We start from the raw sequence: 23,941 nt of genomic DNA on the forward strand, positions 1-23,941 counted from the left end.
TGCAACGTGTGTGGCCGCGTCAGCACCAGAATTACCGCCGCAGGCATGTTTGCCGAGACGGCACGGAGACTCTCATGCAGCACCCCACCCCCCAAAACACCGCCCGCCTACGATGGCTCATCGTCATGCCGGCTGTGTTCCTGATGTACATGATTTCGTTCTTCGACAGAGTCAACATCGGGATGGCTCTACCCCACATCACGAAAGAACTGGCGCTCAATGAAGTCCAGGCGGGTTGGCTTGGCGGCTCGTTCGCGTGGGGATATCTAGCAACGCAACTGCTGGCTGGCTACCTGGCACTCAAGTTCGGTTCGCGCAAGCTCATTGGCGTATGCCTGATTCTCTTCGGCGGTATCTCGATGCTCACCGGCTTCGCCCGGACCTTTGAAGAGCTCCTGGCGATTCGCTTCGTTCTTGGGCTGGCTGAGGGTCCCATCTATGCCGCGTCGTCGATGCTGCTAACCCAATGGTTCGTCAAATCGGAGCGTGGTCGCGCCTTCGGTATTTGGAACCTGAGTGTCGCGGCGGGGGGGTTTCTTGCGGGTCCAATCTCTGCCGCTGTTCTTGCGCATCACGACTGGCGCATGATGATGGTCATCGAAGGTCTGCCAGCCTGGGTTTTCTGTATTGTGTGGTTCTTTGCTATTCCAAAGAGCTTGGGTGCTGCGAAGTGGCTGGCTGAGTCGGACCGCCGTCCGCTGGAGAACGAGCTCGCCGAAGAACAGGCGGCTCACCAAGACAATACTGGTTCGTCCTGGATAGTCGTATTCAAGGAACCATCTGTTTGGCTGCTAATGATTGGCTTTGCGTGCAGCCAAATCATTCTCTATGGATTGACCCTCTGGCTGCCCACTATCTTCAAGTCGTTTAGCGGCTTGAGTGAGATGATGGTCGGTGTCCTCTCCGGCGCGCCGTTCATCATGTCAATGGTTGGGGTTTACTACATCACCAGCCGTTCCGACAAGCACAATCAGGAACGACGCTGGCATGCGGCCATTCCGATGGTCATCTCGGGTCTGACACTTGTTGTCCTCGCAGAAATGCCGGCGCATGCTCTTCATGCGCAAATCGCGCTAATCATGTGCGTAGGCTTCATGCTGAAGATGCCAACGCCGCTGGTATCTTCTTATCTGACCGAAATCCTTCCACTACAGAAAGCGATTCCCGCCGTTGGCGTCGTCGTGGGCGGTGGCAGCTTCCTCGGGCAATTTCTAGGGCCGCTCATCGTCGGTTACGCAAAGGCGCATTCTTCGGGCTTCTCACTGTCCTTCGTGATTCTCGGGTGCTTGGGTGTTTTGGGCGGCCTTCTCATCATGGCAGCACGCTCCCGACAAGCTAAGGCGGGTGAGCGTACGCATCCTTCCGACCACCTCAGGTTGCGCGGGCACAAGGGATAGCTAGCGAGTGGGGGAGATATACACTGCCGGCGACGATACGCTGACGTTGTCGCCAGCAACACACGGACTAGTGATTGAGGATGACGTCGGCCACGGTAGGAAATGCGACCCGCTTCATCAAATTAATGGAAGCCGTGCGGCTCCGAGACCTTGCGCAGCCACCCTTGCTAGCGTGTACCTCTCAACCGGCGGTATGATGCTCCGGTTGGCTTAGAGAAGCCTGTTCCATTAAGTAACGCCCCGTGGATAACGAAACCTACCTGCATTTCGACGCCCTGCAAGCCATCGCCCGTCGCACGGATGCCGTAACTGCAGATTGCGCGTGCGGTGCCCCTGAACTCGATGAATGGACCTCGTTGCCTGTCTCCTTCCCGGAGCAACAGCTTCGCGTCATTGGAACGCTGGTCCGAGACGCATACGCCGAAGCAACTTATAAGGAATATCACCCTCAGGGCACCACTCTCTGGTCAGCCAAAGCACCCATCGCCGCCCTCTACTTTCCGTACAACCGCTGCACCGTCTCGGAGTGCGAGATTTGCCAACGTGCGTATTTGCGTTACGTGGAGGGCGGCGGGTACTTCGTGGACTCGCGCATACGTCGGCTGCGGACCGGTGTGCTGGTAGATGCGCCGCTTTCTGAGTAGACCAACAACCCTTGTCCTGCCCTGGCGGCACTACTCTGCGTAGACGCCTGCCGCCTTGATGACCGGTGCCCAACCGGCGAGTTCTGCCATGGTACACGCGCCGAGCGTCGGCGCATCTTGCCGTTCTGCGGTCGGAACCGTAACCTCATCTGGCCGAACCGCTGCAACACGGCTGGGTCAGCCAGCGCAAACCGCAAGGCGTGGTTCAATCGCTCAATGACTGCGGTCGGCGTGCCCTTCGGCGCGTAGAAACCATGCCAAATCTCGAGTTCAACGTTTGCCTGGCCTGCCTCCGAAAACGTCGGGACATCCGGCAAGCTCGGCAGCCGCGCAGGGTCTTTGACTTTTACTCGATAAATCGAGCTGAGCAAGCATCACTTGTTGGCCCGCGACTTATTCATTCGGAACGCAAAAATGGAACCTGCCCTACCGCAGGTCCCGAAACGGTCAGAAGACCACCGATGAAACTAATTTAGAACGAGCGCGGCATGCCGAGGATGTGCTCGCCGACGTAGGACAGAATCAGGTTCGTCGAGATAGGCGCCACCTGATAGAGACGCGTCTCGCGGAACTTGCGCTCGACGTCATACTCTGCCGCAAAGCCGAAGCCACCGTGATACTGCAGGCAGGCGTTGGCCGCTTCCCACGAGGCGTCAGCAGCCAGGAGCTTGGCCATATTCGCCTCTGCGCCGCATTGCTGGTGCGCGTCGAACAGCTTCGCCGCCTTGTAGCGCATCAAGCTAGCGGCCTCGACATTCACGAAGGCTCGGGCGATAGGGAACTGCACGCCCTGGTTCTGCCCGATCGGCTTGCCGAACACGATACGTTCGTTGACGTACTTAGTGACCTTGTCGATGAACCAGTAGCCGTCGCCGATGCATTCCGCCGCGATAAGGGTACGCTCGGCGTTGAGGCCGTCCAGGATGTACTTGAAGCCCTTGCCTTCTTCACCAATCAGGTTTTCGACAGGGATTTCCAGGTTGTCGAAGAACAGCTCATTGGTCTCGTGGTTGACCATGTTGATAATCGGCTGCACGGTCAGACCGTTGCCGATTGCTTCGCGCAGGTCCACGACGAAGATGGACATGCCCTCCGACTTCTTCTTGACCTGGTCCAACGGCGTCGTACGGGCCAGCAGAATCATGAGGTCGGAGTGCTGGACGCGGGAAATCCACACCTTCTGACCGTTCACGACGTACTTGTCGCCCTTGCGAACCGCCGTCGTCTTGATTTTCGTCGTGTCCGTACCAGTCGTCGGTTCGGTCACAGCCATCGACTGCAGGCGCAGCTCCCCGCTCGCAATCTTGGGCAAGTAGAGCTTCTTCTGTTCAGCCGAACCGTGGCGCAGTAGCGTGCCCATGTTGTACATCTGGCCGTGACACGCACCCGAGTTGCCGCCGGCGCGGTTGATTTCCTCCATGATGACCGACGCTTGCGTCAGCCCCAGGCCCGAGCCACCATATTCCTCCGGAATGAGCGCGGCGAGCCAGCCGGCTTCGGTCAGCGCATTGACGAACTCCTCGGGGTAGCCTCGGACTTCGTCAATCTTGCGGAAGTACTCCGACGAAAATTGGCCACACAGGTCACGGATTGCTTCACGGATTTCTTGATACTCATCGACTGCGTTCAGCACAGCGGTCTCCAATCTTGTAAGGGTTATTCCAGCTCAGCGGACGCGCTCATCGCGAGTGCTCCGTCTTCATGGCGAATCCAGAGGTTGACGGTCTTGCCGTCCTCCGAGCGTTTGCCGCACACGGAAATCCGCTGCGGCACAAAGGTTGGTCGGACGCCACGGAACGAGAACGACTTCACCTTGGCTTCCGGAAGGTTCAGACGGACCAGTTCCAGCATCAGCATGGCCTGCAAGGGGCCATGAACAATCAAGTCCGGATAGTGCTCGACTTCACTGACATACGGCTTGTCGTAGTGAATCCGGTGACCATTGAAGGTGAGTGCTGAGAAGCGGAAGAGCAGAACGGGGTCAGTCTCCACTTTTTGGACCCATTCTTCATCAGTGGGTGCCGGCACAGGCTCGGCTGCCGGGGCATTCGGAGAAGCGGCCTCGCGGTAGACGATGTCGTGTTCTTCTGTGATGGCGAGCCCTGACGGGCCGTAGTACTTGTGCTCGACCGTCACGAAGGCCAGAGAGCCGCTCCGACCGGTCTTCGCGTTGACGTCGAGGATGGTCGAAACCTTGCCTGCCAGGTTGCCAACTCGCAGAGGCTGATGAAACTGGAGACGTCCGCCCGCCCACATACGGCGAGGCAACGGTACTGGAGGCAAGAAGCCACCGCGGCTTGCATGGCCATCCGCACCGATTTCCGAGCGGCGATGCAGGGGGAGGAAGTACAGCCAGTGCCAGAGAGGAGAGATTGGTTCGCCGCGGCGTACCGTTGGGATTTCGTAGTCAAGGGTCGCTGAAAGGGCTGCAACCGGGAACGCAGTGATTTCGTCTTGGGCTTCCGCCGTCCTTCCTACCCACTGCTTCAAATTCTCAACATCCATGGCTTTCCTCTGGTAGAACTGCTCGGTCTCCACTATGCACGTGACAAGCAGGCACGAAAATTCGAAAGTTCGGAACGCGCCGTTCGGTCAGGCAGAAAGCAGCCGCTGTCTTGAGGGAATCCGAATGCAGCGTTCGGAATTCGCGGATTTACGCGGCACCGATGAACGGCCAGCATGGAGCCATGACAATGCGCACAGCCAGGCCTATGAAAGTCCAAATCCGATGCCACTCCCGAGTTTCACTTCATCGGCTCGTGCCCGCGTTTCCCTTGTCTATTACCGCCATCAGGGGCGAACAGACGTTGGCCCGGCGCGGCTTCACTCGTCCGCTCCGTGAAGGCCAGACAATCGGTATCCCCGCCTTCGAATCCGTCGACCTGCACCTCACAGGTGGCATCTTCTGCCCATCTGAGTGCATCCTTTGCCTCGCCGATGGCCATGGAGTGCCGCCGATAGAGCTTCCCGCGTTGGCCACGGGCGGCACGAGTGCCAAGGTCCAACAGCTGCGCGCGCTGATTTCAGGAACGGTGTTCCAGAACCCTCAGGAAGCATGGAGCGCAAACGTCATGGCGACCACGCTGCAAACGACGCCAAACAAGATTCGTACGGCCTTGTTCACCCAAGGCGCCGCCTTTACCCAACTTTGTCGAACTCAGCGGCTCATGAGGGCACTGTTCGACTCTTTCCTCTTTGACTTGTCGGTGGCGGACCTGCGGCAAAGGGTGGGCTGGGGAGACGGCAAGGACCTAGAAGCTTCCTTCCACGACTGGTTCGGCGTTTCGCTGGATACCGTGGCTCGCCTCCGGGCAGACGTCCTTTGAGCCTCTAGGAGGAAACCATGAAGAACAGTATCGGCAGATTCGTCCCTGATTGGGTTGATGGACAGCGTCTGAAGCCATATGCAGGCCTTACCGCAGGCCCGGAGGTGCATCGTCGGGTAGAAACAAGCCTGCGTTCCTTTCCCAGAGGCACCCCCAAGCTCCTTGGTTCAATCCGGGAGGGCCTAGACGCAGCCTGCGTGCGTGATGGGTCCACCATCTCGTTTCACCATCATTTGCGCAACGGCGACGCGGTCGCCAACGCGGTGCTCAAAGAGGCCGCAGAAATGGGCTTACGCGACCTGACAGTTGCTGCAAGTTCCATCTTTCCCGTCCATGCGCCTTGGGTAGAGCTGATTGAAGCGGGAGTAGTCCGAAAAATCTACACGGCATACGCTGCGGGCCCCGTAGCCGATGCCGTAGTTCGCGGGAAACTGCCCTCGCCAATCACCATGCATAGCCATGGCGGGCGAGCTAGGCTAGTCGAATCGGGCGCGCTGCGCATCGACGCAGCATTCGTCGCAGCCCCAACTGCAGACGGGGCGGGAAACCTGAACGGCGTCCAGGGTCCATCCGCCTGCGGCACTTTAGGCTATGCGGAGACCGATGTCGGCCATGCCGCGACTGTCATCGCCATCACCGACAACCTGGTGCCCTACCCCGCTTGCCCGATATCCATCAGTCAGGACTATGTGGACTACGTCGTCGCCGTCCCCTCGATTGGGAATCGCTCACAAATCGTCTCGGGTACTACCCGCCCTACGGACGAGCCAATCGGTCTGGAAATAGCAGCGACCGCCGCGAAGGTCATTGATGCGGTTGGGCTTCTCGATGAGAACTTCGGCTTCCAAACTGGCGCGGGCGGCATTTCGTTGGCAGTCGCATCATGTCTGCGGGAAACTATGCTTCGACGCGGCGTCACGGGCAGCTTCGCGGCCGGCGGAATCACCGGTTACCTTGTCGATATGCTCGAGCAAGGTCTCTTCCGCAGTCTGCTGGACGTACAGTGCTTCGACCTGCGCGCTGTCGACTCATTCCGCGACAACCCACGGCATCAGGCTATGTCGGCGTCCATGTACGCTAATCCCTGGAACAAGGGCGCGGTGGTCAACCAGTTAAGCGCCATGATTCTCGGCGCGGCCGAGGTAGACCTGGATTTCAACGTCAACGTAACCACCGCGAGCGACGGACGCATCATTGGCGGTTCAGGCGGACACAGCGACACCGCAGCCGGGGCAAAGCTCGCCATCGTGACGACGCGATTGCGCGCAGGGAACGTACCAAAGATTGTCGAGCGGGTCCGGACTATTACGACGCCAGGTGAAACCGTGGATGTTGTGGTCACAGAAGCAGGCGTTGCCGTCAATCCGCTCCGAGGCGACGTCAAGGAGCGCCTCGTCTGCGCAGGGATAAAGGTTGTTCCTATCGAAGCCCTCTATGACGATGCGCACCGCGGCTTGGAAAAGCGGCCCGCATCACCCACTGCAACGGGTGGGGTTGTGGGCATCGTCGAATATCGGGATGGGACCGTACTCGACGTCATTGAAAGGATTTGCGAATAAGAAAGTGGGCGGCCTACCGGCGGCCACCCACGTATCCCTTCATAGCTCAGGGGGCAATCTTGCCATGCCTCAGGCCAAATTCACCCCGGCCTGCCGAAGAAGCTCGTTCGCGCGAGCAATGACCGGTGCATCTACCATCTCACCGTCCAGCTTGAAGGCGCCTGGCGAGGACTTGGCGGTGCTGACAACCTTCTCGGCCCACGCAATCTGTTCGTCGGAAGGACGGAAGGCCTTGTTCACCTCGGTAACTTGAGTTGGGTGAATACAGAGCTTCGCACCGAATCCCAGGCGACGTCCGCGGATGGAGGCTCGCTGGAGCTCTTCAACATCGGTGATGGAGACTGTCACACCATCGATGGGTGCCGCGATAGCTGCAGCCTTAGACGCCAAGACAATCATCGAACGGTAGTAAAGCAGTTCCTGGTCGTCGCCTTCGATGCCGAGTTCAGTGCGGAAGTCGACCGTACCAAAAATCAGACGTTCGACGCCGGCAGTCGAAGCAATATCATCGAGGCACTTCATGCCACGAGCCGTCTCAATCAACGGGAGCACTTTTACGGAGGGCGGCAGGTGCTTGACGATTCGCCCAATGACTTCCGAGCTCTCCGCCTTCGGCAATATGACCCCCTGAAGGCCCGGCTTCCGGCATGCCAGGACGTCATCCAACCAACGTGCTTTCGTGGCATTAATCCGGACAATGCCCGTACCGCCGGCCCCGAGATATTCCGACACCTGCTGACGGGCAGCATCCTTGTCACCCTCAGCCACCGCATCCTCAAGGTCGAGAATGACTCGGTCTGCTCCGGACTGGTGAGCTTTGGCAAACCGCTCCGGGCGATTGCCAGGGACGAAAAGGTACGAGCGGGCGGACGTCGAGGTGGTCATAGTGGAATGTGAAGTCGAGAATAGTGCGCGTCTCCACCGACCCAGTGCGGTCGAAGGAGACGATGTGCTTCGGAATCCAGCGGGTGATGACTTGCTAGATGGCGCCTTCGGCGCGAAGGCGGTCGATGTCCTGGCCGACGTAGCCAAGTTTGTGAAGGATGCTCTCGCTGTGCTCACCCAGCGCGGGGATAGCATCCATCCGTGGATTGTAAGCATTCGAGTGGCCCGGCGGTAGCAAGGCGGGAATCACGCCCACCGGAGAATTGACCGAAGTCCAACGCTCACGTGCCCTCAGTTGCGGATGGTCCCATACATCTCGCATCTCGTTCAGACGTGCATTGGCAATCTGCGCCCGCTCCAGTCGCTCGACAACCAGCTCGACGGTAAGCGGCGCGAACGACTCGACAATGAGCTGAGTCAGCTCAACGCGGTTCTTGCTGCGCAACGAGTTCGAGATGAACCGCTCGTCCTTGGTCAGCTCCGGCTGCTCAAGCACGACGCGGCAGAAGGCGTCCCACTCACGTTCATTCTGCAGGCCGAGGATGACGGTGTTGCCGTCCCCTGCTGGGAACGGGCCATAGGGGAAAATCGTCGCGTGCGAAGCGCCGGCACGCGGAGGCGGCGTGGCGCCGTCGAAGGCGTAGTAAAGGGGATACCCCATCCATTCAGCCATGCTCTCCAACATCGACACATCAATGTGCGAGCCCTTGCCAGTCTTGCCGCGTTGCAAGAGGGCAGCCAGGATGTTGGTGTAGGCATACATCCCTGCCGCGATATCGGCAATCGAGCAGCCAGCCTTGGACGGGCCGTCAGGTGTACCGGTAATCGATACGAACCCCGATTCAGCCTGAATCAGCAGGTCATAGGCCTTCTTGTCGCGATAGGGACCGTCGTTGCCATAGCCCGAGATATCGCAAACGATGATGCCGGGATAGCGTTGGGAGAGCGCCTCGTACGACAGGCCGAGGCGGTCAGCGGCACCCGGAGCCAGGTTTTGCACCAGGACATCCGCTTCCTCCAGAATCTTCTGGAGAATCGCAGGCGCTTCGTGGTGCTTCAGGTCGAGCGCGAGACTCTCCTTCGAACGGTTCGTCCAGGCGAAGTGCGACGACATACCGTCAACACGTTCATCGTAGCCGCGGGCGAAGTCGCCGACCTTCGGTCGCTCAATCTTGATGACACGAGCGCCCAGGTCCGCCAATTGACGGGTGCAGAACGGCGCTGCGATTGCATGTTCCAGAGATACTACGGTGATGCCATCAAGGGGACGCATAGCAGCCTTTCGAAGGTTGGTAACGTTCGCGCTGCCGGCGCAGCAACAAACAGCTGGATATGAGGCAGGATGGCAGCCGAGACCGGATACGTAAATCTCGCTTTTTCGAAGCGGTCATTCGCCTGTAGCGAATGCGGGGGTAGGGGCACTCCGTAGATGACCCCCCTTTGCGCTGTAAGTTTCGGCTTGGTACAGTGTGGGCGGAGGAGATTCGATGCATTTTGACTTTGCCGACCTTAGGCTTTTCGCTCGCATTGCCGAGGAAGAAAACCTGTCCCGCGGTGCCAAGAAAGCCTTTCTGTCGCCGGCGGCGGCCAGCGCACGGCTGAAAGCCCTGGAAGACCAACTTGGCACGCGCCTGTTCTATCGGGAAAGCAAAGGTCTGTCCCTCACGCCGGCGGGCGAGCGCCTATTGCGCCATGCCAGAGTCATCGAACGCCAGTTCGAACACGTGAGAAGCGAATTTGAAGAGTTCTCGAAGGACTCTGTTGGGCATATTCGAATCTTCGCCAACACCACCGCAGCGACGGAGTTCATGCCGGAGGTTCTCGCCCGCTTTATGGCAGAGCGTCACGCCGTAACCGTCGACCTGCAAGAACGTCTAACGCGGGACATCATTCGTGGCGTGCTAGACGGCAGTGCCGACTTGGGCATCATCTCTGGACCGATGACCGCCGAAGGGCTAGAAGTTATTCACTTCAGCACGGACAAGCTTGTCCTGGTCACACCAGTGGAACACCCGCTGACCAAGACGAAGGACGTCTGCTTCGAGGATACCCTCGAGTATGACCACGTCAGCCTTCACGAGGGCAGCACACTTCACGCCTTCCTGACCGACCTGGTACGGGACCAGCGAAGCAAGTTGCAGATTCGAATACAAGTTCGTAGCTTCGAGGCGGCATGCCGAATGATTGAGGCGGGTGTGGGCGTCGGCGTATTGCCCTTGTCTGCCGCACTGCGGCACCGACGGACAATGAAGCTCGCAATAGTGGAATTGCCAGAACCGTGGGCACTTCGAGAACGTGCCGTAATCGTGCGAGAGCTCGAAGGCCTTCCAAGCTGCGCGAAGGCGCTGATTGAAACACTAATTGAAGCTGCAGAGTCTGCTGGCGGCGCGCAGTTGACAAAGTAGCGCCGGCGCCGTCAAGGGACACTACCCCAGTTCGGGGACGTGGTCCACATAGCTTCCAACCAAGCGCTCCAAGACAGCGAGCTTCCCAGTGAAGAAATGATTGGCAGACGGAATCACTACAACGGGCAAGTCCTGCGCCCTCGCCCAGTCAAACACGGCACTCAGAGGAACACGTTCATCCTTGTCGCCGTGAATCACGAGGCTGGTAGCCGGGACATGAGGCGTGTTGTAGCGCCGCTGTCCTTCCACGCTACCCCACGGAGTACCCGCGAGCACGACAAATGGGTACTCGTTCCCCTCGCTGCGGAGTAACTCAATTGCTCGCGCCATCACAAAGGCGCCGAACGAGAAGCCAGCAAGAACAATAGGCAGTTCAGGATGAGCTTGGTGATATAGCGATACGACGCGCACCAAGTCGGTGGATTCTCCCACTCCGGCATCGTGAACGCCGTCCGTCGCACCAACCCCTCGGAAGTTAGGCCTGACAGATTGAAATCCTCGAGCCGTGACCGCCTTTGCGAAGATGTGAGGCACCTTATGCTCGGCGGAGCCGCCCTGCAGCGGGTGAGGATGGGCAATCACCGCGACGCCTCGAAGCGAGGTTTGCGGCGTGTCGACGATAAGCTCGATGTTTCCGACTTCGCCCTCAACGAAGACTCTGCCGGTGACGATGGGAAAACTCATAGAACCTGGTTGCTCTGCAGTATCTTGCTTGCACGCACTATTGCGGCTTGCCTAAATGATAAAGACAGTCGCCGATTTCGCACATGGCTTGCGCCCTCTCGCAGACAACAATTCCATCTGCCGCGAAATGAACCGCCTCGGGTAGACGCAACGGCGTCTCGGGAAAGTAAATTTTTCCGGCGCAATCGCCCTGCTTCACTTCCGCCCCTAGAGTGACTGAACCCTCGAACACGCCTGCTGCCGTCGCATAGACGAAGCACTCCCGGTCCACGGAGAGAAACGTTACCGGCTGAGCCAGCGGCAATTCGCTCGCCTGAATCACACCCAACCGCCCAAGAACTCGTCGGACGCCGACTTCACACAGTTCGCTGTAGACGGGATGGACCCATCCTCGTCCGCCCAACTCAGTGCCCAGCCGCGGGATTCCCCGACGTGCCGCCGCCTCCGATGAGCTGCCTGCACCCGGGGCAGATGTAAAAATCAAGCCATACGGCGCACCGAGCGCTTCCATGGCAGCTTTGCGTTCATGCGCCAATGCAGAGCCCGCTGACATGACAGACGTGGTCGCCGGCAAGTAGTTCAATGACGCGCCACCGCTATGGAGGTCGAAGACGAAGTCCGCACGAGCCATGAGCTCGGTCTCGATGAAGTGGGCAATCATTTCCGACGACGAGCCATTCGGGTCGCCGGGATAGAGCCGATTCAGGTTGCCTTGGTCGATGGGCGAGACGCGGTGGCCGGCCTTTGCGGCGGGATAGTTTGCCATCGGGACGATGATGAGCTGGCCACTGACATCCTTGGCATCCAGCTCTTGGGCCAACTTGGTCAGCGTCACCTGACCTTCGAACTCGTCTCCGTGCGTCCCCGCCAATAGCAAGACAGTCTTACCAGGCCCTCCGCGGATGCTAACCACCGGAATTGGCAGCGAGCCGTATGCAGACCTGTTCACCGAGTACGGTAGCTTCGCGTACCCCGAGAATTTCCCCAGCGTATCGAGGTTGATATTCAGCGCAATCTTGCTCTTAGTCATGCTATGTAGGCGCGTGATGGCAGAATGACGAACCCACGCAGAGCAACAGCTCGTTGCTTTCGCTTGCGAGCTGTTGCGTGTTGGTCATACGACCGGCGGCGGCTTAACGGATGGTGAACGGATTTCCCGTTGGGGCACCCGTGTTCACCCAGACGCTCTTGGTCTGGAGATACGATTCGATTGCCGCCATGCCGTTCTCTCGGCCAAGGCCAGAGTCCTTGTAGCCGCCGAACGGTGACATGAAGCTCACGGCGCGATACGTATTGACCCACACCGTGCCCGCCTGGATACGCTCCGACATCCGGAACGCACGGCCGATGTCGCCGGTCCAGACACCTGCACCAAGCCCGTAGCAACTGTCATTGGCAATCGCCACCGCATCATCTTCGTCCTTGAACTTGAGGATGGACAGCACGGGACCGAACACTTCTTCCTGGGCAATTCGCATCTTCGGCTGAACGCTCGCGAAGATGGTCGGCTCCACGAACCACCCACCGCAACTTGCAGGCTTCCCACCAAGCAGAAGCTTCGCGCCTTCAGTTTGCGCAATCTCGATATAGGACAGCACCTTCTCGTACTGCGCTGGCGTGGTGATGGGACCGACTTGGGTCGTAGCGTCCATCGGATTGCCGAGTTTGGCAGTGCCCGCTAGGGCAAGCAGCTTCTCCACGAAGGTATCGTGGATATCTTCCTGCAACAGCAAACGCGACCCCGCGATACACGTTTGTCCGCTGGCTGCGAAAATGCCCGAGACAGCGCCATTGACGGCATCGTCCAGATTGGCATCGTTGAAGACGATATTCGGAGACTTGCCGCCCAGCTCAAGGTTCACATGCTTGAATTGAGCCGCGCATTGCTGGTTGATGATTCGGCCAGTTGCGTCGGACCCGGTGAACGTGACCTTCTTCACAAGCGGATGCGTGACCAGCTGCGAACCGACCTCGCCGCCGAATCCCGTCACGACATTAAACACACCAGGCGGGAACCCAGCATCGTCGAATAGCGCAGCCAGTTCCAGCGCGGAGACCGACGTGAACTCGGATGGTTTCACGACGACCGTGCATCCTGCAGCCAGGGCCGGAGCAATCTTCCAGGCCAGCAGCATCAGCGGAGAGTTCCACGGCGTGATGGCCGCGACGACGCCCAGTGGTTCCTTGCGCGTGTAGTTGAAGTAGCCCTTCTTGTCCAACGGAATGACCGAACCTTCAACCTTGTCAGCCAACCCGCCGAAGTAGTAGAACCACTGCGGAAGGTACTTGAGCTGTGCACCCATCTCCGCCAGCAGCTTGCCGTTGTCCCGTACCTCGAACTCGGCGAGGCGGCTGGCATTTTCCTCGATGAGGTCGCCAAGTTTTCGCAGCAAAGCGCCACGCTGCGTAGCCGTCATGTCACCCCAGGGGCCCGAGCGGAACGCGCGGTCCGCGGCGTTGACTGCGCGGTCGACATCGACCTCGCTGCCTCGAGCGACTTGAGCCCATGGCTTGCCTGTGTACGGGTTGTGGGTGTCAAACCAACGGCCGTCGGCTGCTTCTGCGAAGGCCCCGTCGATGAACATTGGATACTGTTCCATGGCGCTTTGCTTCCCCTTGATATGGATGCTTAGAAGGGTGCGAATCCGAGATGCTCGCGGAAACGGTTCTTCACGTAGACACCATCCCGCGGCGGCAGCGCACGTTGCGGCTCCTCAGTCGAAATGTAGACCTGAGCGACAGTCATGCCATCACGCTTATTGATGTGGCTGACCAGCGAGCCCAGTTCGTCGATGTCCGAAATCTCGAGTGCTGTGGGCACACCCACTGCCTTGGCCACCTGAGCGAGGTTGGTGCCCAAGCTGGTATGGCTCTGTTGCATGCCCGTTTCGCCGAAGTGACCGTTGTCCAGAATCACGATGGAGAGATTGTGGGGATGCTGGGCGGCCGCGGTGGCCAGGCTACCAATACCCATCAATTGCTCACCGTCACCGGTGATGACAATCACGGTCTTTTCCGGCTGAGCGATAGCCAAGCCGAGCGCCAGCGACGTGGAGCCACCCATTGCGCCCCACAGGTAGAAATTGCTCGGCCGGTCACCGGCAGCAAAGACGTCGTATGCGGGCGAGCCAAGGCCCGTCACGACGAGCGCGTCAGGGAATTGCTTCAGGAGTTCTGCAACGAACTTGCGACGGTCAATACCGTTCTTGGGAGTCGAGGTAGTCATAGCTCAGCGCATCCACTTTTTGCGGCCAATCAGGCTCTGGGACAGAAGGACTGCAACACGGTTGCCGGCATCGAAGGCCGAGGCCAGGCCCGCGTCGACGAGCTCTGCCGCATCCTCGGGCGAGCTCACGCGGTAGACCGTGATGCCCATCAGCTCCAGAGTCTTCTCGGTGGCCAGGCCCATTGGGTTCTGCCACGGATTGAACTCCGCGTATTCCCCGCGCATCGTCACGAGCGTGAAGAACGGAAAGCGGCAGCTATCGAGCAGCGAGAACATATTCACGCAGTTGCCCACACCACTGCTTTGCATCAGCAGAACTGCTCGCTGACCGCCGAGCCAGGCGCCGCTGACGACGGCGACACCCTCTTCTTCAGTGGTGAGCACGACGTCCCGGATGTCCGGGTCGGCGATGGCGCTCTTGATAACGTGTGAGTGGCCGGCATCCGGCACGTACGCTACCTGTTGAATATTGTTTTCCTTGAAGGCCTGGAAGATGGCCTCTTGCCACGCGAGCGGCTCCGAGCTGGGACTGGTCATAGTAGGCAGTGGGGTACACGAAAGGGGGACAACGCTGCTATCATAGTTTTGTTGGTATCTCACTATGAAATACAATTATTTGATGCCAGCATCACGATTCTGAATAGGACCCAAGCGCACGCAAACCATATGGACATCAAGCAACTTCGCGCCCTTCTGGCAATTGCGGAAACCGGTAGCGCTACCAAGGCTGCTGACCTCTTGCGTATCGTCCAGCCTGCTGTCTCGAGGCATGTGCGCCTCCTGGAGGAAGAGCTGGGCGTGGAGTTGTTTGAACGGGAGCGGCATGGCATGGTGCTCACCGAAGCCGGGCGCACGATGGTTGAGTACGGTCGACGTGCCATCCAGGAGCTCGACCGGGCCAAAGCGCAAATCAAGCCAGCAAGCCGTGAGCTTTCCGGCACGGCGGCGATTGGGCTGCTGCCCAGTACCTGTGAACTGCTGGCAACCGAACTGGTATCGGCGGTCAAGGCAAAGCATCCGCAACTGGTGGTCCGCATCAATGCTGGGTATGCCGGCAACGTACTGGAATGGCTCGAAGCCGGAGACGTTGAAGTCGCGCTTCTCTACGACACCAAGGTGTCGTCCAACCTGGCCGTCGAAGCCCTGCTGGATGAGCAGCTCTATCTCCTCGGTGCACCGGGTTCGTTGAAAGGTACCGCAGAGACTGTTGAGAGCCTGAAGGACATCCCTCTAGTACTGCCGAATGCTCATCATGGTTTGCGCGGCGTCGTCGAGCATGCATGCGCGGTGGCAGGCATCACCCCCATGGTGGCCATGGAAACGAATGCGCTCAGCGTTCAGAAGGCACTGGTGGCGCAGGGATTCGGATTTACCGTATTGCCAAGCTCCGCTGTGTCCGAAGAACTCGAGGCGGGCACCCTCGCCGGAGCGCCGATTGTCTCGCCGAACCTCTCCCGTCGAATCGTCATCGCGCAGGCGAGCAGTCGCCGTCCCTCGCCGGCGAGCAGCTTCGTAGCTGGCGAGCTTGTTGCGTTGATGCGGCGTCTTGTTCTTGATGGGGCCTGGCCAGGCGCAACCTGGATTGGCGCGTAACACCGGGCCTGCGTATATATGGCGGCCCGGCGCCTGGCTCATTCCTGCTGGATGTTGCCGGCTTTGATGACCTCCGCCCAACGACGGGTCTCGGCCTGAACGAACGCAGCAGCCTTGTCAGGCGTGGAGTCAAGAACCGGTTCGACGCCAATCTTCTGCATCCGCTGCTTGATGTCGGGGTCCTTCACGGTCGCCTGCAGGGCCGCGCTCAGCTTCTCGATAACTGGCGCGGGCGTCCCCTTCGGCACCATCACCATGTTCCAGATGGACGTCTCATAGGAAGGAAAGCCTGCTTCCTTCATCGTCGGGACATTGGGGAGCACGGAAGAGCGCGTGGATGTGGTGACAGCGAGGGCTTTCAGCTTACCGGCCTGAACCATCGGGGCCGCAGTCGACACGGCGTCCGTGATGAAGGGAATATCACCTGAAATCACAGACTGAATCGCCTGGCTCGCGCCGCGGAACGGAACGTGCGTGACCTGCAGCTTCTCTTGGTACGCGAGGAGTTCCACAGCCATATGTACCGCACTGCCCTTGCCTGCCGACCCGTAGGTGTATTTCGTCGGATTCTTCTTGATGTCATCGATGAATTCCTTCGCCGTATTCGCCTTCACTGAGGGATTCACTGCCAGCACCATCGGTACCGATGCGACAACAGACACAGGGACAACATCACTGGAGTCGTAGGGCAACCGCTTGTAGAGGGAAGCGTTGATAGCGTGCGAGCTGGTGCCGAAGAGAAGCGTATAGCCGTCGGGCTTGGCCTTGGCCACTGCGTCGGTGGCGATGGTCCCTCCAGCGCCCGCGCGGTTCTCCACGACAACAGTTTGGCCCAGCAGCGTGCTCATCTTGTTGGCGACAATGCGGGCAACCAGGTCCGTGCTACCCCCTGCTGCGAACCCGACGATGAGACGCACTGGATGGTCGGGATAGGTCGGTTGGGCGTAGGCGCTGCAGGAAATGAGCGCACCTACCCCCACTTTCACGATGAAGTGTTTCATGTCTCTTCCGGGTGATTTTTGTGTGGGCGAGCGACGCGCTGCATCCCTATGAGCCCATGGTATCCAAGGGAATGAGCAATAGAGAAATAGAATATTCGGCTGCTGCTATCACAGAATTGCATATCTCAAGGTGTGCTCTGTACCAGCCTGAGGGACAGCACCATCTGCCCGTCGAAAGAAAAAAGGCCCGCACGAGGCGGGCCGGAAAAGGGTACAAGGACCCTTGCTTTGGATTCTTTGGTTGCACCGGGGCGCCGGTGCGGGCAGGACTTAGTTCGTCGCTTCGACCTTCATGGTCTTCAGCAGCGGCTGCCACTTGTCGCTCTCCGACTTCAGCCAGGTCTGCAGGCCGGCCGGCGTCTGCTTGTCGACAGGAACAATCTCCGCGCCCAGCTCATCGAGCCGCTTGGCAACCACAGGGTCTTTCAGAGCTTCCTGCAGAGCTTTCGTCAGGCGAGCCGTGACGGCAGGAGGCGTGCCTTTCGGCGCATAGACGCCGTGCCACACCTTCATTGAGAAGCCCTTGACGCCACCCTCGTCCATCGTCGGAGTGTTGGGAAGCGCTTTGATGCGATTGAGCGTGGTGACGCCATACAGCTTCACGCGGTTGGCATTGATTTGCTGGAGCGTCGAAGTCGTCTGGTCGCAGAGCAGGTCGACCTGGCCGCCCAGAAGTGCGGTCATAGCCGGGCCGGTGCCTTGGTATGGAATGGACGTCATCTTGACGCCGACGGCTTCCTCAAACAGTAGACCGCACAGCTGCGACACGGCACCCAGTCCAGCATTGGCCAGGGAAACCTTGTCCTTGTTCTGTTTGACGTACTTGACCAGGTCGGCTGTCGTTGTTGGCGGCAGGTCCTTGCGACCGAGCATCGTCATCGGCACATCGGCAACCTGGCCGATGTATTCGAAGTCGTTCAGCGGATTGTACGAGAGCTTCTTGTAGAGGGCCGGCGCAGTCGCCATCCCGTTGTGATGAATGAGGATGGTGTAGCCGTCCGGCTGCGCCCGTGCGACGTAGGCTGCGGCAACAGTGCCACCGGCACCCAGGCGGTTTTCCACGACCACGCTCTGCCCGAGGTTCTTGGACATTGCCTGACCCAAGGCTCGGGAAACGACGTCCGTCGGGCCACCGGCCGAGAACGGTACCACCAGCGTGATGGGCTTGTGCGGAAAGGCATCGGCTGCGATAACCGACGAAGCAAGGGCAAAGCCTACTGCGCCGAGCGCCAAACGAATCCAGGAACCAGTACCGACGGACTGCTTGCAAACCATTTGTGTCTCCGAAATTGCCACGGCGAGTCTTTCGTCGCCGAGTCTGTCTAGCTTTCGGAGTGAAGGGTGGCGGATGAGGGCTTGCGTAGCAATCTGGAAATACTGAACGGCCCTTACCGGAAAGCCGAACGCAGCGCATCATTGACTAGACAACAGTCCAAAGCCCCCATAACAAAGGGACGCAAGTATCCTCCGGCCTCCCGCTAGCTAATCACTAAAGACTTGGCGGCAACCCTTACGGCGAGTCAGTCGCCGCCGCGTCGCCGGAGTTCTCGTCCGATACGAGGGGGATCGCCTTTGTGCGACCAGTATTGGATTTGGAGGCCAACGATGAAATCAAGACGGGCGACCACATGCACGAGCGCGACCGCGCAAGAGGTGAAAGGCGCTGTCAAAATCGTTGCTGGCGATATCAACCCACGCGTCACAGCGCTAGGAACTTGCCATGTGTAAGCCTCTAAGCACGGCAATCTCCACGAGATGCGCTAGACCCGAGCGTCAGGCCGCCAGTTCGAGTCCGTTTCCACTGGACCATCTGCCTAGCAGCTTGTTTGACTTCTTACCCATGGAGTTGCCAGGGGTCCGTGCGGAAATGATTCCCCACGAGGAGCGAATTGCCGAGCTATTCAAGACGTACGCCGAAGACCTGGGCGAGGCAGCCTGGTCCGCTCTAGCATCCTTCGCGAAGGTATCCGCCAGAGCAGCCTGCTATATGATTGAAGGGGTTGATGCTGACAACACCGCCGCAGCGATGAGCGCAGCACGGTCGCTGTACTGGGTAGAGTCGCCGACCTACGGCGCAAGTTCGGAATCTCTGGAAGCCGTTGTCAGGCGTTTGCTCGCAATCGGCGTTGCGCATGCAGATACCCGGGCAGCGATAGCCCAACCGGTTTCGAGTTTAGTTCTTCGGGACTCTCTCCGCTCCCATGTTGTGGCTTGTTTGGTCGAGCTCAGTACCGTTCCATCGGAGATGGTTCGGCTAAAGCCCGTCGCCGCAGGGTCTTTCGGTCACCTAACTCACAAGTAACACCCGACAGAAAAGACCTCGCCGTCTAGAATAGTGCCGCGTGGCATGTTCGCGACGGCGGCCGCCACTTCCGGAAACTACCGTGTGGCATCAATCCCGCCGCGGCTCCTGAGCTGGGCCGTGGACCCGGTACTGGCCAAGACGCGGTAGCCGTCGTACTTGATCTCGTAGAGCCAGTCGCCCTCGCGCGGTATGGCCTTGCGCCCGACCAGCAGCATGGGAGAAAGCTGGTCCAGCGTTGGCGTGACGGGACCGCGCGGCATGGCGCCTAGCCTTTGACGTCGCGGGGATCATGGCCGAAGGAATTCCGCTCGCGGATCTGACCGTCGCGGCCGTGGATCAGCAACTCGACCTTGTCGCGCCGCGCACGCTCGGTGCCGGCTTCAATCGCCTCTTCCTGGGTGCCGAAAACCTTCCGGCCGCCGCCGCCGGCCACTTCAACCGCCCAGCCGTCGCCGGCGGGCACCACGTGGATATTTGCATTCATGATGGTCTCCTTAGCGGTTCTGGAGACAGTTTGATCGTTGCTGCATGCGGGGCGCTATAGGGAAGCGTCCGACAAAAAAAAATGCCGCGGCGCAGGGACGCCGCGGCGAACGATTTAGGATTAAAGGTGCTGTTTCCAGCAGCGCAATGCTGCTTGATTTCTCTTAGCCCTGGGAGCACCCTTTTGGGGTAGGCGTCTGTCCTACACCCCGAACCCAAGCATTCGTTGTGTCTTCCTCAACTCCGTCACGTAATGATGGAATTGCGACTCTCCATACGCTGTTCATCTTCCGTATCGCGTCGATCGATTTGTCGCGCTCGGTTCGCAATGCTGCCAGCGCTTGCCGCATGCTTTTTCGATCAATGCGCGCGCGGGAAGCGTCCCCTCCGCTTGATTCCAGCTTCGCAATGTAGCGCGCCAGCCGTTCCACTTCCCGCGAAACGTCCACGATGCATCTCTCCGTCGCGAGCAAGTGCTGAAAAATGTCCGGGGCCAACTTCTGTCTCCATCCTATTTTGTTCAGCGTAGCAACTTGGATAAGTGATCGGTGTAGGAAGAGATCTGATTTTACCGACCGTCGGTTGCCCTGCGCATGCCAGCCTCCTCCCTGCAAGGGCTGCGCAGATCGAATCAGTAATAACCCTAGTTCGCCCAGCTGCCGCCTCGATACTATTTTGAAAAAATCCATGCTCTTTGGAGGAATTGTATGGACGCGAAAATTCCTTTTCGGTCACTTGTGATCGCTGATCGGTACATTCGTGAGGTCTCGGCCAAGATCGATCTTCAGCGCCAACTCGTCGCCCAATTGGAAAAGGAAGGCGGGGACGCGGCGCTGGCGCGACGCAGCTTGGAGTCTATGATTGGCGCGTTGGAGGCGCTGAAAGCTCGCCGATACAATGTGCGTTTGTCCCTTGAGCTTGGAAATCGGAAGGGCGAATCGGTCAATCGCCCTGACTCAGGCTCGCCACGAGCCGCAAATCAGACAGACGCTGACGACTCCGATTCGATACGGCGAGTACGATAAAAGCACACCAGTCTCCATCCATCCCGGTGGAAATTTCTTGGCCCGCCCCGCAGCGGGCCTTTTTGTGGCGTGACCATATTGCGCAAACAGGGGGACTGAGGGGCATTTTCCGTCGGAGCGGCAGGCCCAGGCGCAGATTTGGCTCGTGGCGGTTCGGGAGCAGGCTCAGCAACCGATAGATTCACAACGCGGAAGCGTAGCCCGGACCTTCTCCAGGACTCGCCGGTGCTTGTCCTTCGCCTGCTCCCACGTTTCCGACTCGAAGCACTTGCTCAGGCTTCCGCTGACCGTGGTCCGGAACATGGGCGGCTTGGCGTGCTTGAGGCTGGCCCATCCAGAGAAGTAGGTCCAGACGTCGACGGCGTAGGCCGGCAAGCTGTCTTTGATCTGCCAGGCCTTGCCTTCGCAAGACTGCCACATGGCATGCTCGGTGTAGTCGTAGCACCGATGGATGGATTCCTGATCATGCTGCGATCCGGGAACAACAAGCTGGCCACGGAGATCCTGCACAGAAAATTCGAAACGCATTTCGCCAAACCGCTCTCCTTGCTGCTTCCGGGCAAAGACGCTGGGCAACGGGCCGCGATGTCTTGTCCGTCATTGCCGGCTTCCAGGTTATGGGACAAATTGTCGAACTGGCCGCGTTGACGCAGGTCGACGCGAATCAGCTGGCAGCAAGACTGGAAGCGGTATTTGAATTGCTCATCATGGATGGCCCGCGCAGCGCCTATCTCCCGCCTCAGAACCTGGCGCGCAATCCAGCCATCAACTGCACGCTGTAGCTATCGCCGAAATTGCGCAGTGGCGTGTTGACCGATGCTTCGGCATAGACCATGGTTCGGTCGTTGTTCCAGGTATAGCTGCCGCCCACGCCTGCCCCCGTCCAAAGGCGGTTGTCACGCCGCAGGAAGTCAACGTCGGCCACATTGACGCGGAAGGGATCCAGGAATTCGTAGTTAAGGTTGAAGATGCCGTACATGTTCCGACTGCGCGATTGCGTGGACGTTTCCTGCCAGCGGTCCGTGTGATCGATGGAAATACCGGCGCGACCCAGCAGGCTCTTGCCGTTCTGCGAGGATACCCGGGCGCCGAAGCGGTCGGTAAAGTCATCGAAGCTGGTCTGCGACCACATCAGTTGCGCCTGCGGCGTCAACGTCAGTGCGTTGCCGATTTCGGTGCGCTTGCCCAGTTCGAGGCTGAACGCCTTGCCGTCGCCGTGGTTGCCACTGGCCATGCGGCCAGCCAGATCGGAATTCAGGTCACTGCGATACCACGTGAACTGTGCCTGCGCATCGGCATACACGCCATTCGCGCCGTACCAGGTCATCGTGCCGCCCAAGCCGTATCCGTCCGTATTGACGCGGCCATCGCCGCTGGGGGAGCGTGCCCGTGCGTTGCCCCGGACGTAGGTGGCGGCCAGGCCGGCCACCAGCGCACCCCCATCGCGCGCCTGCCACAGCGCGTGGTCAGCCCCTGCCTGCACCCGCCAGACGTCGGTGTCCACCGCCGTGCCGCTGGTGGAGTGCTTCGACGATGAGCCACGCAACTCGCCTTCGGTACGAGCCCATGCACCCGTGCCGCCTGCGAGGCCGCCTTCGCTCCATTGACGGCTGCCCACGCGCTGCTGAAGCGTGGGCAAGCGCGTGATGGCCTGCAAGCTCTGCGCGTAGGCTTCGTAGGCGGGCACACCGGGTTGGTAAAGTGGCTGGACGGCTGCCCGCGTGGTATCCGATGACGGCGGGGACGAGGCGCTGTCGCTGGGAGCCACCTCCGCCACGGTCGAGCGCAGATACCAGTCGCCATCCGTCGGCGCACTGTTGCCATTCTTCTGCAAGGTATAGGCGTAGGCGCCTGCCACAACAGCCTGCCTGCCCCGGAACGTGTAGTCGCCGCCGACCAACGTAAAGCTACCGGCCGACGTGCCGCCGACATCAATGACCTTGATGCCCTCGACGGTTTGCGCCCCGCCGCCGCCCACGTTGATCACCCGCACGTTAGTGCTGCCGCTGGTGTTCCCCGTGACAACCAGCTTGTCCGTTGCGCTGTTGTCACCGCCCAGTACCGACTCGATCTCGAGCGTACCGCCGTTGCCCGCGTAGTTGCCGGCCACCGTCAGCGTACCGAGTGAGTTGCCAGGGGCAATGGTCCCCGCATTGGTGGTGTTGCCGATGATGCCGCTGCCCTGGAGCCGCGCGGCGCTCAGCACATCCAGCGCGCCGCCCAGACGCCCGTTGACGGCCAGCGTGCCGGACTGGACGGTTGTGTTCCCGGTGAAGGACGAACTGTCGCCCGTCATCACGGTCTTGCCCGTGCCTCGCTGGACAATAGCCCCGTTGCCGCTGACCGTGCTATCGAATGTGAAGTCGTCAGCGCGCTGGAAGGCAAGCGTGCCATTGGCGGTCACGTCGCCCGCGATGCTGCCCCCACTGCCGCTGTTGCCGAGTTGCAGCGTGGCACCCGATGCAATCGTTGTGCCGCCAGCATATGTGTTGGCGCCCGAGAGCACCTGTGTGCCGCCGACGATGCCAAGGCCGCCCGTGGTCTCTATGTTGCCGCCAAACACGGTGGCCGAACCATTGGTGATGTCGAGCCGCTTGTTGCCCATGACCACACGGCCATCGCCGGACAAACTCTGGATGGTCGCACTGCCTGGCGTCACGCCCGATGCATCGAACACGGCGCCCGACTTGACGTTGACCTCGCTCGCGTTGGCGAAGGAGCCGCCGCCGGTCAGCACGACGCTGCCGGCATCGACGAACAGCCGGCCGGTGTACTCATGCGCCGCCGTCGTGGCGAATACGCCAGCCCCTATCTTGACGACGTCGCCCTGCCCTCTGATCGCAGCACCCAGATCCGTACGATTGATGGCGTTCACCATATCGAAGGTCAACGTATGGCCATTGAGATCGATGCCCTTCCACTGCCCGGCCACGGTGAGGCCATTCGGCATCGTGTAACCACCGCCGTTGACGTTGGTCGCGCGAATGGAAATGTCGTTCTCGAGGACGGTGCGGCGAAAGAACGTCTGCATCGTGACGGCGCTGTCGTTCTGCACGCCCACGCCATCGGTGCCGTACAAATGCACCTCCGGCATCGCCTCATTGTCGAAACGTGACACCACACTGCCATCGCGAATCAATACGGAGCCGATTTCTATGGTCGGACCATTCAGGAAGTTGATCCGGGTGGCGGAGGTGCCGCCAAGGATCGCACGATCATTGCGCCCGGGCGCTATACCGCCTGTCCACGATCCGGTGGCCGACCATGCAGCCAGCGTGCTGCCCCGGAATACGATGTCCGCACCCAGCGCCGCGCTCGATCCCGACAGCGCGGCAGCCGCCATCAGCAACGAGACGCCCTTTGCAACGGGAGAACGCCGAGGAAGATCAGAAGGCGAAGGAAACGCGG

The 23,941-nt window shown here is 59.8% G+C and carries 23 protein-coding genes; 7 read left to right on the plus strand and 16 right to left on the minus strand.

Annotated elements, in window-relative coordinates; all coding sequences use genetic code 11:
* Positions 1-74: 74 nt before the first annotated feature.
* Positions 75-1,397: an MFS transporter gene (locus tag MFF62_RS24785; RefSeq protein WP_238265778.1), complete on the plus strand. Its 1,323-nt coding sequence runs from the start codon at positions 75-77 to the stop codon at positions 1,395-1,397.
* Between the two features lie 242 nt (positions 1,398-1,639).
* Positions 1,640-2,041, plus strand: coding sequence for a hypothetical protein (locus MFF62_RS24790; protein WP_238265779.1), 402 nt, complete (start codon positions 1,640-1,642; stop codon positions 2,039-2,041).
* On the opposite strand, the gene MFF62_RS30965 is transcribed toward MFF62_RS24790, so the two are convergent.
* The 3 genes from MFF62_RS30965 to MFF62_RS24800 all read right to left on the minus strand — a co-directional run bounded on the left by MFF62_RS30965 (position 1,954) and on the right by MFF62_RS24800 (position 4,546).
* Positions 1,954-2,412: a tripartite tricarboxylate transporter substrate-binding protein gene (locus MFF62_RS30965; RefSeq protein ID WP_404990832.1), complete on the minus strand. Its 459-nt coding sequence runs from the start codon at positions 2,410-2,412 to the stop codon at positions 1,954-1,956. The two genes, MFF62_RS24790 and MFF62_RS30965, sit on opposite strands and share 88 nt — an antisense overlap.
* Before the next feature lie 101 nt (positions 2,413-2,513).
* Positions 2,514-3,671 (minus strand): acyl-CoA dehydrogenase family protein, encoded by a 1,158-nt coding sequence (locus MFF62_RS24795; RefSeq protein ID WP_238265851.1) that lies wholly within the window; start codon positions 3,669-3,671, stop codon positions 2,514-2,516.
* A 26-nt stretch (positions 3,672-3,697) separates the two neighbouring features.
* Positions 3,698-4,546 (minus strand): HTD2 family dehydratase, encoded by an 849-nt coding sequence (locus MFF62_RS24800; protein WP_238265780.1) that lies wholly within the window; start codon positions 4,544-4,546, stop codon positions 3,698-3,700.
* A 269-nt stretch (positions 4,547-4,815) separates the two neighbouring features.
* On the opposite strand from MFF62_RS24800, the gene MFF62_RS24805 reads away from it, so the two are divergent.
* Positions 4,816-5,367, plus strand: a complete 552-nt coding sequence (locus MFF62_RS24805; RefSeq protein ID WP_238265781.1) for a hypothetical protein — start codon at positions 4,816-4,818, stop codon at positions 5,365-5,367.
* Between the two features lie 17 nt (positions 5,368-5,384).
* The gene (citF, locus tag MFF62_RS24810) at positions 5,385-6,926 is read left to right on the plus strand and encodes a citrate lyase subunit alpha (RefSeq protein ID WP_238265782.1); all 1,542 of its coding nucleotides are present in this window, start codon (positions 5,385-5,387) and stop codon (positions 6,924-6,926) included.
* Positions 6,927-6,995: 69 nt separating this feature from the next.
* Here citF and MFF62_RS24815 read toward each other — a convergent pair whose 3' ends face one another.
* Together MFF62_RS24815 and MFF62_RS24820 are read right to left on the minus strand one after the other, a co-directional pair.
* Positions 6,996-7,811 (minus strand): HpcH/HpaI aldolase/citrate lyase family protein, encoded by an 816-nt coding sequence (locus MFF62_RS24815; protein ID WP_238265783.1) that lies wholly within the window; start codon positions 7,809-7,811, stop codon positions 6,996-6,998.
* A gap of 94 nt (positions 7,812-7,905) precedes the next feature.
* Positions 7,906-9,084: a CaiB/BaiF CoA transferase family protein gene (locus tag MFF62_RS24820; RefSeq protein ID WP_238265784.1), complete on the minus strand. Its 1,179-nt coding sequence runs from the start codon at positions 9,082-9,084 to the stop codon at positions 7,906-7,908.
* A 214-nt stretch (positions 9,085-9,298) separates the two neighbouring features.
* Here MFF62_RS24820 and MFF62_RS24825 point away from each other — a divergent pair, with 214 nt between their 5' ends.
* The gene (locus MFF62_RS24825) at positions 9,299-10,216 is read left to right on the plus strand and encodes a LysR family transcriptional regulator (protein WP_238265785.1); all 918 of its coding nucleotides are present in this window, start codon (positions 9,299-9,301) and stop codon (positions 10,214-10,216) included.
* 21 nt (positions 10,217-10,237) lie between these two features.
* Here MFF62_RS24825 and MFF62_RS24830 read toward each other — a convergent pair whose 3' ends face one another.
* The 5 genes from MFF62_RS24830 to MFF62_RS24850 form a co-directional block, all read right to left on the minus strand.
* Positions 10,238-10,900, minus strand: a complete 663-nt coding sequence (locus MFF62_RS24830; protein WP_238265786.1) for an alpha/beta hydrolase — start codon at positions 10,898-10,900, stop codon at positions 10,238-10,240.
* Between the two features lie 37 nt (positions 10,901-10,937).
* Positions 10,938-11,930: a succinylglutamate desuccinylase/aspartoacylase family protein gene (locus MFF62_RS24835; RefSeq protein ID WP_238265787.1), complete on the minus strand. Its 993-nt coding sequence runs from the start codon at positions 11,928-11,930 to the stop codon at positions 10,938-10,940.
* Positions 11,931-12,033: 103 nt separating this feature from the next.
* Positions 12,034-13,500, minus strand: a complete 1,467-nt coding sequence (locus MFF62_RS24840; protein WP_238265788.1) for an aldehyde dehydrogenase — start codon at positions 13,498-13,500, stop codon at positions 12,034-12,036.
* A 29-nt stretch (positions 13,501-13,529) separates the two neighbouring features.
* Positions 13,530-14,126: a thiamine pyrophosphate-dependent enzyme gene (locus MFF62_RS24845; protein WP_238265789.1), complete on the minus strand. Its 597-nt coding sequence runs from the start codon at positions 14,124-14,126 to the stop codon at positions 13,530-13,532.
* Between the two features lie 3 nt (positions 14,127-14,129).
* Positions 14,130-14,663 (minus strand): thiamine pyrophosphate-binding protein, encoded by a 534-nt coding sequence (locus tag MFF62_RS24850; protein WP_238265790.1) that lies wholly within the window; start codon positions 14,661-14,663, stop codon positions 14,130-14,132.
* A gap of 129 nt (positions 14,664-14,792) precedes the next feature.
* On the opposite strand from MFF62_RS24850, the gene MFF62_RS24855 reads away from it, so the two are divergent.
* Positions 14,793-15,719 carry a LysR family transcriptional regulator gene (locus tag MFF62_RS24855; RefSeq protein WP_238265791.1) on the plus strand — a complete coding sequence of 309 codons (927 nt, stop codon included), beginning with the start codon at positions 14,793-14,795 and terminating at the stop codon, positions 15,717-15,719.
* Positions 15,720-15,757: 38 nt separating this feature from the next.
* On the opposite strand, the gene MFF62_RS24860 is transcribed toward MFF62_RS24855, so the two are convergent.
* From MFF62_RS24860 to MFF62_RS24880, 5 genes are all read right to left on the minus strand, one after another.
* Positions 15,758-16,720, minus strand: coding sequence for a Bug family tripartite tricarboxylate transporter substrate binding protein (locus MFF62_RS24860; RefSeq protein WP_238265792.1), 963 nt, complete (start codon positions 16,718-16,720; stop codon positions 15,758-15,760).
* 270 nt (positions 16,721-16,990) lie between these two features.
* Positions 16,991-17,995, minus strand: a complete 1,005-nt coding sequence (locus tag MFF62_RS24865) for a tripartite tricarboxylate transporter substrate-binding protein (protein WP_238265793.1) — start codon at positions 17,993-17,995, stop codon at positions 16,991-16,993.
* Positions 17,996-19,099: 1,104 nt separating this feature from the next.
* Entirely contained in the window at positions 19,100-19,285 is a 186-nt protein-coding gene (locus tag MFF62_RS24870; RefSeq protein WP_238265794.1) for a DNA ligase-like domain-containing protein, read from the minus strand.
* 5 nt (positions 19,286-19,290) lie between these two features.
* Positions 19,291-19,509, minus strand: coding sequence for a DUF2188 domain-containing protein (locus MFF62_RS24875; RefSeq protein WP_404990833.1), 219 nt, complete (start codon positions 19,507-19,509; stop codon positions 19,291-19,293).
* A gap of 1,189 nt (positions 19,510-20,698) precedes the next feature.
* Positions 20,699-21,061 (minus strand): hypothetical protein, encoded by a 363-nt coding sequence (locus MFF62_RS24880; RefSeq protein ID WP_238265795.1) that lies wholly within the window; start codon positions 21,059-21,061, stop codon positions 20,699-20,701.
* 62 nt (positions 21,062-21,123) lie between these two features.
* Here MFF62_RS24880 and MFF62_RS24885 point away from each other — a divergent pair, with 62 nt between their 5' ends.
* Positions 21,124-21,315, plus strand: coding sequence for a hypothetical protein (locus MFF62_RS24885; RefSeq protein ID WP_238265796.1), 192 nt, complete (start codon positions 21,124-21,126; stop codon positions 21,313-21,315).
* On the opposite strand, the gene MFF62_RS24890 is transcribed toward MFF62_RS24885, so the two are convergent.
* Positions 21,273-23,876: an autotransporter family protein gene (locus MFF62_RS24890; RefSeq protein WP_238265853.1), complete on the minus strand. Its 2,604-nt coding sequence runs from the start codon at positions 23,874-23,876 to the stop codon at positions 21,273-21,275. The two genes, MFF62_RS24885 and MFF62_RS24890, sit on opposite strands and share 43 nt — an antisense overlap.
* Positions 23,877-23,941: the final 65 nt, after the last annotated feature.

Origin of the sequence: Cupriavidus pauculus (assembly GCF_022179805.1) — a bacterium.
In the GTDB taxonomy this organism is placed as follows: domain Bacteria; phylum Pseudomonadota; class Gammaproteobacteria; order Burkholderiales; family Burkholderiaceae; genus Cupriavidus; species Cupriavidus pauculus_E.